This is a genomic window from Streptomyces sp. NPDC051576, from assembly GCF_040681835.1.
GTDB lineage: Bacteria > Actinomycetota > Actinomycetes > Streptomycetales > Streptomycetaceae > Streptomyces.
Genome location: NZ_JBFAZO010000002.1, coordinates 886,131 through 898,939, shown reverse-complemented (window position 1 = coordinate 898,939; position 12,809 = coordinate 886,131). Strand labels below are relative to the sequence as shown.

Sequence of the window (12,809 nt, the reverse complement as noted above, 5' to 3'; positions counted from 1 at the left end):
CTACGGGGTGACAGGCAGGCCCGCTGCCTTCCATGCCTGGAAGCCGCCGATCAGGTCCGTCGCGCGATGCAGGCCGAGTCGGTGCAGGGACGCGGCTGCCAGGCTGGACGCGTAGCCCTCGTCGCAGATCACTACGACGCGCAGGTCGTGGCCGGTGGCTTCGGGGGCGCGGTGGCTGCCTCGGGGGTCGAGGCGCCACTCCAGTTCGTTGCGCTCGACGACCAGGGCGCCGGGGACGAGCCCGTCGCGCTCGCGCGGGGCCGCGTAGCGGATGTCGACCAGGAGAGCCTCGCCGGCCTGGGCCGCGTTGTACGCCGCCCGGGCCTCGGTCCGTTCGAAGTCCGCGCGGACCCGCTCCAGCAACTCGTCCATTCCGCGTGGCTGTTCGCGTACGGCACTCACTGCCAGTCCGCCGGGCGCTCGACCTGCTCCAGGCGCAGCACCGGGCCGGTGCGGCTGTAGCGGCGGATCTGCGGCAGTGGCGGGTAGTAGGCGTGGACGGAGATCGCGTGCTCCTCCATGGACTCGTTGAGCACCTCGTGGACGTGGTGGTGGCCGAAGGCGCGGCCCTTGCCGGCCGGCAGCCGTCGTTCGCGGTCCACGCCCTCCTCCAGTTCGAGGGTCTTCCAGCCGTGGCTCGGGAGCCGGGCGGCGAGCGAGTTCTCCTTGAGCTCGCCGGCGGCGGTGAGGAAGGCGCCGACCGAGTCGGCGTGGTCGTGCCAGCCTGTGCCGCTGCCGGGCGGCCAGCCGATCAGCCAGGCCTCGCTGCCGCCGGGCCCTTCGAGCCGCACCCACGTGCGGCCCTCGGGGTCGAGGGGGAGCGAGGCGATCAACTCGGCGTCGGCCGCCGTACGCCGTACGAAGTCGAGCAGGTCCGCCTGCGTCGGCGCCTGGGCGGGCGCGGCGGAGGACACGGGGGCAGAGGGGGATACAGACACGTGCACCGTCCTGATGAGTGTTCGCGAGAGCGCGCGGACCCACAGACAGGGCGCGCGCGAGTGAGAGAGATGCGAATTCAGCAGGAGACGTGACAGACGCAGCCCACATAGCGGACGAGGTCCAGATGGACCTTCCGCCAGAGATGGACAGATGTGTCGGTCATGATCCGGAGTACAGCACGGCGGTGCGAAACGGTCAACACAGCGTCACTATGTGGACAGTTCGGGTGCGGAGACCTCAGCGTGAGCCGGCTGTTGCCTCCGTCTTCGCCGGACCGCCGAGCGTCGCCTCGGCCGCCGCGTACAGGTCGGCCGGGCGCACCCCGCTCAGCGCGGTGACCAGGTGTCCGTCGGGCCGTACGAGGAGGACGGTGTGGGCGGCGGCGCCCGGGTAGCTCTCGGCGACCAGCAGCTCGGCCGGGTGCGGCAGCGCCGTCACGGCGGCCGCCAGGCGGGGCATGATTCCGGCGGTCACCCAGTGTTTGCGCTCCCACACGCCCGTGCCCGGCGCGATCAGCACGACCAGCAGGGAGTCGTGACCGAGGCGGTCCCGCAGCCGTACGACGGAGCCGTCCTCCGCGGTGACCCGGACATCGGCGACCGGCGCGCCCGGCAGGGTGTCGACGGCGACCTCCGCCTCGATGTGCCGGGGCGCGAGCGGCGAATCGGCGTACGCCCCCGGCGCGCCGAGCGCTCCGCGCCCCAGGTGACCGTCCGTGAGCAGCACGTCATGGCCACGGGTCGAGCCGGGCACGACCGAACGCAGCCCGGCGCCGCCGCGCACCAGCGGCAGCGCCTGGTCGGCGGCGCGCAGCCGGGCCGCCACGACCGCCCGCCGCTCCGCCTGATAGCTGTCGAGCAGCGCTTCGTGCGGCCCGTGGTGCCAGGCGAACGCCAGCTTCCAGGCGAGGTTGTCGGCGTCCCGCAGCCCCTCGTCCAGCCCCTGCGTGCCGAGCGCCCCCAGCAGATGTGCCGCGTCCCCGGCGAGAAACACCCGTCCCACCCGCCACCGGCGAGCGAGCCGGTGGTGCACGGTGTGCACTCCCGTGTCGAGCAGGTCGTACGGCGGTGTCGGGCCCTCGGTCCAGCCCGCGAGCGTCTCCCGGACGCGGGTCAGGAGCAGCTCGGGGGTGACGAGGTCCTTGCCCGGTGGCAGCAACCAGTCCAGACGCCACACGCCGTCCGGGAGCGGGCGTCCGGTGACCTCCACGGCCGAGGTGCCGGACGTCCGCCACGGCGGCATCCGATGCAACAACGCCTGGTCGGGCCACGGAAGTTCCGTGCGCAGCGCGGCCACGGCGTGTCGCTCCACCGCCGTACGGCCGGGGAAGCGGATGTCCAGGAGTTTGCGCACGGTCGAGCGCGGGCCGTCGCAGCCGACCAGGTAACTCCCGCGCCACCAGGTGCCCTTGGGGCCACGGGTGTGGGCGGTGACGCCCGTGGGTTCCTGTTCGACCGAGTCGAGACGGTTGTCCACGGCGATCTTCACCAGGCGCTCGCCCGCGAGGGCCCGGCGCAGAGCACCGGTGAGCACGTGCTGGGCGATGTGCAGCGGGGCGGGCTCGGTCTCGTCGAACGTGATCTCGCGCATCACCTGCTTGCGCCGCATCGACCGCCATCCGGCCCAGTGGGATCCGAGCTTGGCGAGCGGTGCACCGGTCAGCCGCTCCATCAGCGCCGCGGTGTCCTCGCCCAGGACGACGGTGCGCGCGAGGCGTTGTTCGTCGTTGCCCGGACCCTCGTCGAGAAGGACGGAGGGCACCTCCTGCCGCGCCAGTGCCAGGGCGAGCGTGAGCCCCACGGGCCCCGCGCCGACGATGATCACCGGGTCCACGGTGCGGCGCCCCCTGCCCGTGACGGTGTCCTCCGGGACGCGGTTGAACAGGAAGGTGGAGCAAGGTGCACGATCACAGAACGTATGCAACCTATTGCCGGTGCTTGCGTCAAGTGACGGAGGCAGTGGCGATCACGCCACTGCCTCCGTGCCGTTCATGCCACTTGACCGATCATCAGCCCCCGCCGCCACCGGCTCCGAAGCCTGTCGCCACCTGCGAGGGGTTGAGCTCCACGGCGTCGTCGGCACCGAGGACCGCGCCCGTGCTCTTCTTGCTGCGCCGCAGCCGGCCCTCCAGCCAGCTCGCGAAGGTGGTGAGGGCGAGGTTCAGCACGATGTAGATGATCGCTACGACGATGAAGCTCGCCACGACATTGGCGTAGTTGGCCGCCAGCGTGCTGCGCGCGTTGAGCAACTCGGTGAAGCCCAGCATCACTCCGCCCAGCGCGGTGTCCTTCACGATGACCACGAGCTGGCTCACGATGGCCGGCAGCATGGCGGTGACGGACTGCGGGAGCAGGATGCTCGTCATCGTCTGGCCCTTGCGCAGACCGATCGCGTACGCGGCCTCCGTCTGCCCCTTGGGAAGGGACAGGATGCCCGCCCGTACGATCTCGGCGAGCACCGAGGCGTTGTAGAGCACCAGGCCGGTGACGACGGCGTACAGGGGCCGTTCCTCACTGCCGACGCTCGTCGAGCGGACGTAGAACTCGTTCGCGAACAGCATCAGCAGCAGGACCGGGATCGACCGGAAGAACTCGACCACCACGCCGGCCGGGACGCGCACCCACCGGTGGTCGGACATCCGGGCGATACCGAAGAACGCGCCCAGGGGGAGGGCGATCACCATGGAGAGCCCAGCGGCCTTCAGGGTGTCGCCGAGGCCCGGCAGCAGATACGTCGTCCAGGCGTCCGACGTGGTGAACGGCTGCCACAGGGACCACTTCAACTGGCCCTTGTCGTCCATCGTCCGCCAGATCCACCACAGGAACAGGGCGAGCACCAGGAAGAAGACGACGGAGAGGAGCACATTGCGCCGCTTGGCGCGGGGGCCCGGCGCGTCGTAGAGCACGGAGGTCATCGCTTCACCGCCAGTCGCTTGCCGACCCAGCCCAGGATGAGGCCGGTGGGCAGGGTCAGTACCACGAAGCCGAACGCGAAGACCACGCCGATGGCGACCGTCTGGGCCTCGTTCTCGATCATCGTCTTCATCAGGCTGGCCGCCTCGGCGACACCGATCGCGGCCGCCACGGTGGTGTTCTTGGTCAGCGCGATCAGTACGTTGGCCAGCGGTCCGATGACCGCGCGGAACGCCTGCGGAAGGATGACGATCCGCAGCACCTGGCTGAAGTTCAGCCCGATGGCGCGGGCCGCCTCGGCCTGTCCGACGGGCACGGTGTTGATGCCGGAGCGCACCGCCTCGCAGACGAAGGCCGCGTGGTAGGCGATGAGTCCCAGCAGTGCCAGCCGGAAACCCTGCACCTTGAAGTCGTCGGACGCGCCCATCGTCACACCGAAGATGTCGGCGAGGCCGAGCGAGGTGAAGACGATGATGACCGTCAGGGGGATGTTCCGGACGGTGTTCACGTAGAAGGTGGCGAACCCTCGCATCAGAGGGACCGGGCTGACCCGCATCGCGGCCAGCAGGGTGCCCCAGACCAGGGAGCCAAGGGCGGAGATGGCGGCCAGTTTCACCGTCATCCAGAACGCCCCTAGGACGTCATAACCTTGAAGAAAGTCGAACACGATCTCCCGCGCTTCCGGGTATGGGGCCTGCCTTACCGGTGTTTTCCTCGGTTACTTGACGATGTTGCCGATCTTCGGGGCGGGCTCGTTCTTGTAGTTCGCCGGACCGAAGTTCTTGGTGACCGCCGTCTGCCAGGCGCCGCTGCTGACCATCTTCTCCAGCGCGGTGTTGATCTTGTTGACGGTCGCGGAGTCGCCCTTCTTGACGCCGATGCCGTAGTTCTCGTTGCTGAGCTTGAGGCCGGCGAGCTTGAACTGGCCCTTGAACTTGTCCTGCGCCGCGAAGCCCGCGAGGATCGAGTCGTCGGTGGTCACCGCGTCCACGGCACCGCTCTGCAGGGCGGCGATGCACTCCGAGTAGCCCGAGTTCTCCCGCAGGTTGGCCTTCGGGGCGATCTTGTCCTTGATGTTCTGCGCCGAGGTGGAGCCGGTCACGGAACAGAGGTTCTTGCCGTTGAGGTCCGTGGCCTTGGCGATGGTCGAGTTCTTCTTGACGAGCAGGTCCTGGTGGGCCAGCAGGTAGGGGCCGGCGAAGTCGACCTTCTGCTTGCGCTCGTCGTTGATCGAGTAGGTGGCCGCGATGAACTTGACGTCGCCGCGCGCCAACGCGTTCTCACGGTCGGCGCTCTTGGTCTCGACCCACTCGATCTGGCTGGGCTTGTAGCCGAGCTGCCCGGCCACATAGGTCGCCACGTCCACGTCGAAGCCGGCGTAGGTCCCGTCCGGCTGCTTCAGGCCGAGGCCCGGCTGGTCGAATTTGATGCCGATCTTGATCTTGCCGCCGCCACTGGAGCCCGAACCGGAGTCGTTGCTGTCGCTGCTTCCGCAGGCCGTCGCGGCGAGCGAGAGGACGAGAGCGGTGGTCGCGAAGGCGGTGACCTTACGGAGCTTCATGATGAACATCCTTTGGCTGGTGAGGAGATGAGGGCCCGTCAGGGCGTGTGACGGGGGCCCTGAGGGCGTGCGGGGCCCTCAGCGGCAGTCGGCGGCCGCCCCGTCGTCCGCGGGCCGCCAGTGGCTGGCTGATCGGTGTTCGTCGGTGCGGCGCCTGCCGGACGTCGCTGTTCGTCAGTGGTGAAGGATCTTCGACAGGAAGTCCTTGGCCCGGTCGCTGCGCGGGTTGCTGAAGAACTGGTCCGGCACAGCTTCTTCGACGATGCGGCCGTCGGCCATGAACACCACTCGGTTGGCAGCCGAACGAGCGAAGCCCATCTCATGGGTGACGACGATCATCGTCATTCCGTCGCGGGCGAGCTGCTGCATGACCTCCAGGACCTCGTTGATCATCTCCGGGTCGAGGGCCGAGGTCGGCTCGTCGAAGAGCATCACCTTGGGGTCCATGGCCAGCGCCCGCGCGATCGCGACGCGCTGCTGCTGGCCGCCGGACAACTGGGCGGGGTACTTGTCGGCCTGGGTGGCCACGCCGACCCGGTCGAGCAGCGCCCGGGCCTTGTCCTCCGCCTGCTTCCGATCGACCTTGCGGACCTTGATCTGGCCCAGCATCACGTTCTCCAGCACGGTCTTGTGCGCGAAGAGGTTGAAGGACTGGAAGACCATCCCGACATCGGCGCGCAGCCGGGCCAGCTCCCTGCCCTCCTGGGGCAGTGGTTTGCCGTCGATGGCGATCGCGCCCGAATCGATCGTCTCCAGGCGGTTGATGGTGCGGCACAGGGTGGACTTTCCGGATCCGGAAGGTCCGATCACCACGACGACTTCGCCGCGGGCGATCGTCAGATCGATGTCCTGGAGTACGTGCAATGCGCCGAAGTGCTTGTTGACGCTCTTCAGGACGACGAGTTCGCCGGTCGCGGCCACATCTTCCTTGGCCACCGATACTTCGGTCATCGCTTGCTGGCTCCGTCCTCGTCGGTTGCGGAGGACAGTAGTGAGGCCGTACGACCAGCGTCATCACATCTGAGCGAGATCTGAGCATCACGATCCGATAGCAATCGGACACGTGTCGTAGCAGTTTGTCGGCGCGACGCGTACCGGCTGGATAACGGAAGCTCCGCGCAACCGGAACCCGCTTGACGGCGTCTTCGTCCATCAGCGTGACTGCCTGGGTGCACGCGCGCGTGAGACGTGCTTTTGTACAGGCCGAGACCAGACGAACGATGAACCGGAGGGGGCCGGGATGAGACTGCTCCTCGTCGAGGACGACAACCATGTCGCCGCCGCTCTGTCCGCGGTCCTGGCGCGGCACGGATTCGAGGTCACGCACGCCCGCAGCGGCGAGGAGGCCCTCCAGGCGCTCGTCCCCGAAAGCGACGGCTTCGGAGTCGTCCTCCTCGACCTCGGCCTGCCCGACCAGGACGGCTACGAGGTCTGCGGCAAGATCCGCAAGCGCACCAGCACTCCGGTGATCATGGTCACTGCCCGCTCCGACGTGCGCTCCCGCATCCACGGCCTCAACCTCGGAGCCGACGACTACGTGGTGAAGCCCTACGACACCGGGGAGCTGCTCGCCCGTATCCACGCCGTCAGCCGGCGCAGCGTCCACGAGGACGCGAGCGGGGGCGGCGACACCGCGCTGCGCCTCGGCCCGGTCCGCATCGAACTGCCCACCCGCCAGGTCAGCGTGGACGGTTCGGTCGTCCAACTGACCCGCAAGGAGTTCGATCTGCTGGCGCTGCTCGCTCAGCGTCCCGGGGTGGTCTTCCGGCGGGAGCAGATCATCAGCGAGGTATGGCGCACCAGTTGGGAGGGGACGGGACGCACCCTGGAAGTGCATGTCGCGTCCCTGCGCGCCAAACTGCGGATGCCCGCCCTGATCGAGACCGTACGCGGCGTCGGCTACCGGCTCGTCGCTCCGGCCTCGTAGCCTCCACGCGTGCGTACACGTCTCCTTCCGCTGCTCATCGTCCTGATGGCGGCCGTCCTGCTCGCGCTGGGCGTCCCGCTCGCCATCAGCGTTGCCGCCGCCCAGCAGCAGAAGGTGATCGTCGACCGTATCGACGACACCGCGCGGTTCGCGGCCCTCGCCCAGTTCGTCACCGACGCCCCCACCGGATCGCGTCCCTCCGACACGGCCCCGGACGAACGCCAGGAGACCCTGGACCGCGAACTCACCAGCTACTACGAGGTCTACGGCATCCGCGCGGGCGTCTTCTACCGCACCGACACCTCCATGGCCAACGCGCCGGACGACTTCCTGCTGCCCAAGGCCGGCGAGGTGCGCGAGGCGTTCGCCGAGGCACTTCTCAGCCGCCGCAGTCACGACCCGGGGCAGGTCTGGCCCTGGCAGCGCAACCGCCTGGTCGTCGCCTCGCCGGTCATCCGGGACGGCGACGTCATCGCGGTCGTGGTCACCGACTCGCCCACCGGGCCGATGCGTTCACGGATCCTGCGCGGCTGGCTGACGATCGGCGCCGGCGAGATCGGCGCGATGCTGCTGGCCGTCGGCGCGGCCCTACGGCTGACCGGCTGGGTCCTGCGGCCCGTACGGGTGCTCGACGCCACCACCCACGACATCGCCACCGGACGCCTCAAGTCCCGGGTCGCGGCCGCCGGCGGTCCGCCGGAACTTCAGCGCCTGGCCCGCTCGTTCAACGAAATGGCGGACAACGTCGAGGACGTGCTGGAGCAGCAGCGCGCCTTCGTCGCCGACGCCTCGCACCAACTGCGCAACCCGCTCTCCGCGCTGCTGCTGCGTATCGAACTGCTCGCGCTCGAACTGCCGGAGGACAACGACGAGATCGCCTCGGTCCGCACCGAGGGCAAACGCCTGACCCAGGTCCTGGACGACCTGCTCGACCTGGCCCTGGCCGAACACGCGGATGCGGACCTCAGGATCACCGACATCGGCGCGCTGACCGCCGAGCGCGTCGCGGCCTGGGCACCGACCGCCGAGGCCAAGGGCGTGCGCCTGGTGGGCAGTTGCCCGCCCACCACGGCCTGGGCCGATCCGATCACGCTGTCCAGCGCCCTGGACGCGGTGATCGACAACGCGGTGAAGTTCACGCCCGAGGACGAGTGCGTCGAGGTGACGGTCGCGTCGAACGGCGAGACCTCGACCGTCGTCGTCACCGACCACGGGCCGGGCCTCACCGAGGAGGAACTCGCCCGCGTCGGGGACCGCTTCTGGCGCAGCGGCCGCCACCAGAACATCAAGGGCTCCGGCCTCGGCCTGTCCATCTGCCAGGTCCTGCTGGCCGCGGGCGGCGGCTCCCTCACGTACGGCCATCACGAACCGCACGGCCTCAAGGTGACCATGTCGGTGCCCAGGAGCGGGCCCACGGCCTGAGCGGGCGTCAACGACCTTGGTGGGCCTACGGCTTGACGGAGCGGTAGTAGCGCCGGGCGCCCTCCTGAAGGGCCAGGGGGTCGGTGTAGATCGCCGTGCGCAGGTCCACCAACTGCGCGGAGTGGACGCGCTTGCCGATGCCGTCACGGCTCTTGATCACGACCTTGGTGACCCACTCCGTGAGTCTGGCGTCCATGTCCTTGCGGGTCATCAGCAGGTTGGACACGGCGATGGTCGGGACGGTGGCCCCCCGCTGGATGCCGGGGTAGGCCGACTCCGGCATGTTGGTGGCGCGGTAGTAGCGGGTGGCGTCGCCCTGCTCGTGCATCTTGGCCACGAGGTCCGCCCCGATCGGCACGAACTTGAACGCGTAGTGCTCGGCGAGGTCCTTCAGGCCGTCCGTCGGCAGTCCGCCCGACCAGAAGAACGCGTCGATCTTGCCCTGCTTGAGCAGGTCCGGTCCGGTGTCGATACCGGCCGCCACCGGCTCGACGGCCTTCTTCGGGTCGATGCCGGCCGCCGTGAGCACCCGGTCGGCGATCAGTCGCACACCCGAGCGGTCCGGTCCTATGGCCACCCGCTTGCCCCGCAGGTCGGCGACCGAGTCGATGTCCGAGTCGCGCTCCACGATGAGCTGGACGTAGTCGTCGTACAGCCGCGCGACCCCGCGCAGCCCCGCGGCACCGGGCTTGTTGTCCATCTCGTACGTCCCGACGGCGTCGGCCGCGGCGATGGTGAAGTCGGCGTGGCCGGTCGCCACGCGCGCGACGTTCTCCTGCGACCCGTCGCTGTTCACCAGCTTCACCTTGAGACCCGGCATGTCCTTGTCCATCTCGGCCCGCAGGAGCGAGCCGTATTTCTGGTAGACGCCGAGCGGTGTCCCGGTGCTGAAGGTGATCGTCCCGGTCGGCGGCTCGTCGCCCAGGGGCATCAGCCACCACACCAGCAGCCCGAGCACGACGAAGCCGGCGGCCGCGCCCTGCAGGGCCCGGCGCCTGCCGATACGGGAGAACAGCTTGAGCATGCGCGCGATCCTGCCAGCCCGTATGCGGTGCTGACCAGGGCCGGGCGCGCGGGCCCGGTGTCAGTGGCGGTCGCTAGGGTCGTGGCATGAGCTCCTCGCCCGCCGACCTGGTCCGCGAATTCCACCTGGCCTTCGGCCTCGACGCCCGTGGAACACCCACCGAGGTCGCCCCCGGCCTGGCCGCCCACCGGGGTGAACTGCTCGCCGAGGAGGCCGCGGAAGTAGCCGAGGTCTCGGTGACCGGCCCGCTCGACCGGCTGGCGCACGAACTCGCCGACGTCGTCTACGTCGCGTACGGCACGGCGCTCGTCCACGGCATCGACCTCGACGAGGTGATCGCCGAGGTCCACCGCTCCAACATGACCAAGATCGGCCCGGAGGGCGAGATCGCCCGCCGCGCCGACGGCAAGGTCCTCAAGGGGGAGCACTACGAGGTGCCGGACGTGTCGGGGGTGCTGCGCAAGCAGGGGTGGGGCGCCGACAGCCGCGACCGGCCCACCGGAACTCCGTATTCCGAACCCACTCCGAAGTGACCTGAGCCACGGCGGTTCCCAGCCGCAGAAAGAGCCACTCCCGGCACCGCCTACCCTTGTCACATGAGCAGCGGTGACCGGAGCGGGGCAGTGGACGTCAAAACGTACGAAGTGCGCACCTACGGGTGCCAGATGAACGTCCACGACTCCGAGCGGCTCTCCGGTCTCCTGGAGGGCGCCGGTTATGTGCGCGCGCCCGAGGGTTCGGACGGTGACGCGGACGTCGTCGTCTTCAACACCTGCGCCGTGCGCGAGAACGCCGACAACCGGCTCTACGGCAACCTCGGGCGCCTCGCCCCGATGAAGACGAAGCGCCCCGGGATGCAGATCGCCGTCGGCGGCTGCCTCGCCCAGAAGGACCGCGACACCATCGTGAAGAAGGCGCCCTGGGTGGACGTCGTCTTCGGCACGCACAACATCGGCAAGCTGCCCGTCCTGCTGGAACGCGCGCGTGTGCAGGAAGAGGCGCAGGTCGAGATCGCGGAGTCCCTGGAGGCCTTCCCCTCGACGCTGCCGACCCGGCGCGAGAGCGCCTACGCGGCCTGGGTGTCGATCTCCGTCGGCTGCAACAACACGTGCACCTTCTGCATCGTCCCGGCGCTGCGCGGCAAGGAGAAGGACCGTCGCACCGGCGACATCCTCGCCGAGATCGAGGCCCTGGTCGGCGAGGGCGTCTCCGAGATCACGCTGCTCGGCCAGAACGTCAACGCGTACGGCTCCGACATCGGCGACCGCGAGGCCTTCAGCAAGCTGCTGCGCGCGTGCGGCTCGATCGAGGGCCTGGAGCGCGTCCGCTTCACGTCTCCGCATCCCCGCGACTTCACCGACGACGTCATCGCCGCGATGGCCGAGACGCCGAACGTGATGCCGCAGTTGCACATGCCGATGCAGTCCGGCTCCGACCCGATCCTGAAGGCCATGCGCCGGTCCTACCGCCAGGAGCGTTACCTGGGGATCATCGAGAAGGTCCGCGCGGCCATCCCGCACGCCGCCATCACCACCGACATCATCGTGGGCTTCCCCGGGGAGACCGAGGAGGACTTCGAGCAGACGATGCACGCGGTCCGGGAGGCACGTTTCGCGCAAGCGTTTACGTTCCAGTACTCCAAGCGGCCCGGCACCCCGGCCGCGACCATGGAGAACCAGATCCCCAAGAAGGTCGTCCAGGCGCGCTACGAGCGTCTGGTGGCCCTCCAGGAGGAGATCTCCTGGGACGAGAACAAGAAGCAGGTCGGCCGCACCCTGGAGCTGATGGTCGCCGAGGGCGAGGGCCGCAAGGACGGCGCCACCCACCGCCTCTCCGGCCGTGCGCCCGACAACCGCCTGGTCCACTTCACCAAGCCGGACCAGGAGGTCCGCCCCGGCGACGTGGTGACGGTCGAGATCACCTACGCCGCCCCGCACCACCTCCTTGCCGAGGGCCCCACTCTGAACGTGCGTCCCACGCGCGCGGGCGACGCCTGGGAGAAGCGGAACGCGGCCGAGGCCGCCCAACCGGCCGGCGTGATGCTGGGCCTGCCGAAGATCGGCGTGCCCGCGCCGCTGCCGGTCGCCACGGGGAGCGGTTGCGGCTGCGACTGAGGCCGTCACCCGCTGAGCGACGCCGACGAGTCCGAGGGCGTGGCCATGTGGACCGTCTGCGTGCCTTGTTAGTGTTCCGGCCATGCTCGTAGCCGCCGCCGTCTGCCCGTGCCCCCCGATCCTCGTCCCCGCTGTCGCCGCCGGTGCCGCGTCCGAGCTGGCCGCCGCGCGGGCCGCGTGCAGTGATGCCCTGGGGGTGCTCGCCGCCGCCCGGCCCGACCGCCTCGTGGTAGTTGGGCCCGCCGAGCGGAGCGGGCGCGGGCCGCACCCCGAGGGTGCGCGGGGTTCGTTCCGCGGCTACGGCGTGGATCTCGACGTACGGCTGGGCAAGGACGGCGCGGACAGTGCCACGGCGTCGGAGCGTGAGCTTCCGCCCTCGCTCGCCGTCGCCGCCTGGCTGCTGGAGCGGACCGGATGGTCCGACGCCCCGATCGAGGGACTCGGCGTGGGGGAACCTCTTGAGGCCGAGCGGTGTATTGAAGTCGGAAGGGACATCGTCGCGCAGGCGGAGCGGGTCGCGCTGCTGGTGATGGGCGACGCCAGCGCGTGCCGGACGCTGAAGGCACCCGGCTATCTCGACGAGCGGGCGGCACCTTTCGACGCGGAGGTCGCGCGTGCGCTGGGGGCGGCGGACGTGGCTGCCCTCAAAGCGCTGGACGCCGAGCTGGCGTACGAACTGAAGGCCTCCGGCCGCGCCCCCTGGCAGGTCCTCGCGGGCGCGGCAGAGGGCGCGAACCTCAGGGGCGCGTTGCTGTACGAGGATGCGCCGTACGGGGTCGGGTACGTGGTCGCGAGCTGGTCGTAGGTGCGGGCGCGCAGGACGGGGTGAGGTGCTCCGCGTTCACGGCATCCGCCCGACACCGAAACGGCGGACGGCCGAGGAGCCATACGCTCCGCGGCCGTCCGCCGA

The 12,809-nt window shown here is 69.7% G+C and carries 13 protein-coding genes; 5 read left to right on the top strand and 8 right to left on the bottom strand.

Annotated elements, in window-relative coordinates:
- The 7 genes from AB0M63_RS09610 to AB0M63_RS09580 form a co-directional block, all read right to left on the bottom strand.
- The gene (locus AB0M63_RS09610) at nucleotides 1–372 is read right to left on the bottom strand and encodes a rhodanese-like domain-containing protein (RefSeq protein ID WP_366019002.1); all 372 of its coding nucleotides are present in this window, start codon (nucleotides 370–372) and stop codon (nucleotides 1–3) included.
- A gap of 26 nt (nucleotides 373–398) precedes the next feature.
- Nucleotides 399–938: a cysteine dioxygenase gene (locus AB0M63_RS09605; RefSeq protein ID WP_355902310.1), complete on the bottom strand. Its 540-nt coding sequence runs from the start codon at nucleotides 936–938 to the stop codon at nucleotides 399–401.
- Nucleotides 939–1,176: 238 nt separating this feature from the next.
- On the bottom strand, nucleotides 1,177–2,772 hold the full coding sequence (locus tag AB0M63_RS09600) for an FAD-dependent monooxygenase (protein ID WP_366018970.1): 1,596 nt from the start codon (nucleotides 2,770–2,772) through the stop codon (nucleotides 1,177–1,179).
- 175 nt (nucleotides 2,773–2,947) lie between these two features.
- Nucleotides 2,948–3,853: an amino acid ABC transporter permease gene (locus tag AB0M63_RS09595; RefSeq protein ID WP_366018969.1), complete on the bottom strand. Its 906-nt coding sequence runs from the start codon at nucleotides 3,851–3,853 to the stop codon at nucleotides 2,948–2,950.
- A complete protein-coding gene (locus AB0M63_RS09590) occupies nucleotides 3,850–4,518 on the bottom strand; it encodes an amino acid ABC transporter permease (RefSeq protein ID WP_355902304.1) in 669 nt (222 codons plus the stop codon). Before AB0M63_RS09590 ends, AB0M63_RS09595 begins: the two co-directional genes overlap by 4 nt.
- 51 nt (nucleotides 4,519–4,569) lie before the next feature.
- The gene (locus AB0M63_RS09585) at nucleotides 4,570–5,412 is read right to left on the bottom strand and encodes a glutamate ABC transporter substrate-binding protein (protein WP_355902302.1); all 843 of its coding nucleotides are present in this window, start codon (nucleotides 5,410–5,412) and stop codon (nucleotides 4,570–4,572) included.
- Nucleotides 5,413–5,586: 174 nt separating this feature from the next.
- Nucleotides 5,587–6,363, bottom strand: a complete 777-nt coding sequence (locus AB0M63_RS09580; protein ID WP_355902300.1) for an amino acid ABC transporter ATP-binding protein — start codon at nucleotides 6,361–6,363, stop codon at nucleotides 5,587–5,589.
- A 289-nt stretch (nucleotides 6,364–6,652) separates the two neighbouring features.
- On the opposite strand from AB0M63_RS09580, the gene AB0M63_RS09575 reads away from it, so the two are divergent.
- Nucleotides 6,653–7,339, top strand: coding sequence for a response regulator transcription factor (locus tag AB0M63_RS09575; RefSeq protein WP_355902298.1), 687 nt, complete (start codon nucleotides 6,653–6,655; stop codon nucleotides 7,337–7,339).
- A 9-nt stretch (nucleotides 7,340–7,348) separates the two neighbouring features.
- Entirely contained in the window at nucleotides 7,349–8,761 is a 1,413-nt protein-coding gene (locus AB0M63_RS09570) for a HAMP domain-containing sensor histidine kinase (protein WP_355902296.1), read from the top strand.
- Nucleotides 8,762–8,786: 25 nt separating this feature from the next.
- Here the strand turns inward: AB0M63_RS09570 and AB0M63_RS09565 are convergent, their stop codons facing one another.
- The gene (locus tag AB0M63_RS09565; RefSeq protein WP_366018968.1) at nucleotides 8,787–9,785 is read right to left on the bottom strand and encodes a TAXI family TRAP transporter solute-binding subunit; all 999 of its coding nucleotides are present in this window, start codon (nucleotides 9,783–9,785) and stop codon (nucleotides 8,787–8,789) included.
- An 86-nt stretch (nucleotides 9,786–9,871) separates the two neighbouring features.
- Between AB0M63_RS09565 and AB0M63_RS09560 the strand changes: the two genes are divergently transcribed.
- The 3 genes from AB0M63_RS09560 (at nucleotide 9,872) to AB0M63_RS09550 (ending at nucleotide 12,704) form a co-directional block, all read left to right on the top strand.
- The gene (locus AB0M63_RS09560) at nucleotides 9,872–10,318 is read left to right on the top strand and encodes a MazG nucleotide pyrophosphohydrolase domain-containing protein (RefSeq protein WP_366018967.1); all 447 of its coding nucleotides are present in this window, start codon (nucleotides 9,872–9,874) and stop codon (nucleotides 10,316–10,318) included.
- A 63-nt stretch (nucleotides 10,319–10,381) separates the two neighbouring features.
- A complete protein-coding gene (miaB, locus tag AB0M63_RS09555) occupies nucleotides 10,382–11,899 on the top strand; it encodes a tRNA (N6-isopentenyl adenosine(37)-C2)-methylthiotransferase MiaB (protein ID WP_366018966.1) in 1,518 nt (505 codons plus the stop codon).
- A gap of 82 nt (nucleotides 11,900–11,981) precedes the next feature.
- Nucleotides 11,982–12,704 (top strand): class III extradiol dioxygenase subunit B-like domain-containing protein, encoded by a 723-nt coding sequence (locus AB0M63_RS09550; RefSeq protein WP_366018965.1) that lies wholly within the window; start codon nucleotides 11,982–11,984, stop codon nucleotides 12,702–12,704.
- Nucleotides 12,705–12,809: the final 105 nt, after the last annotated feature.

Bases quoted from the DNA above. Each gene is read 5' to 3' on its own strand.
- AB0M63_RS09575 (WP_355902298.1), top strand. From the start codon at position 6,653: ATGAGACTGCTCCTCGTCGAGGACGACAACCATGTCGCCGCCGCTCTG.
- miaB (WP_366018966.1), top strand. From the start codon at position 10,382: ATGAGCAGCGGTGACCGGAGCGGGGCAGTGGACGTCAAAACGTACGAA.
- AB0M63_RS09565 (WP_366018968.1), bottom strand. From the start codon at position 9,785: ATGCTCAAGCTGTTCTCCCGTATCGGCAGGCGCCGGGCCCTGCAGGGC.
- AB0M63_RS09560 (WP_366018967.1), top strand. From the start codon at position 9,872: ATGAGCTCCTCGCCCGCCGACCTGGTCCGCGAATTCCACCTGGCCTTC.
- AB0M63_RS09580 (WP_355902300.1), bottom strand. From the start codon at position 6,363: ATGACCGAAGTATCGGTGGCCAAGGAAGATGTGGCCGCGACCGGCGAA.
- AB0M63_RS09585 (WP_355902302.1), bottom strand. From the start codon at position 5,412: ATGAAGCTCCGTAAGGTCACCGCCTTCGCGACCACCGCTCTCGTCCTC.
- AB0M63_RS09550 (WP_366018965.1), top strand. From the start codon at position 11,982: ATGCTCGTAGCCGCCGCCGTCTGCCCGTGCCCCCCGATCCTCGTCCCC.
- AB0M63_RS09610 (WP_366019002.1), bottom strand. From the start codon at position 372: ATGGACGAGTTGCTGGAGCGGGTCCGCGCGGACTTCGAACGGACCGAG.
- AB0M63_RS09595 (WP_366018969.1), bottom strand. From the start codon at position 3,853: ATGACCTCCGTGCTCTACGACGCGCCGGGCCCCCGCGCCAAGCGGCGC.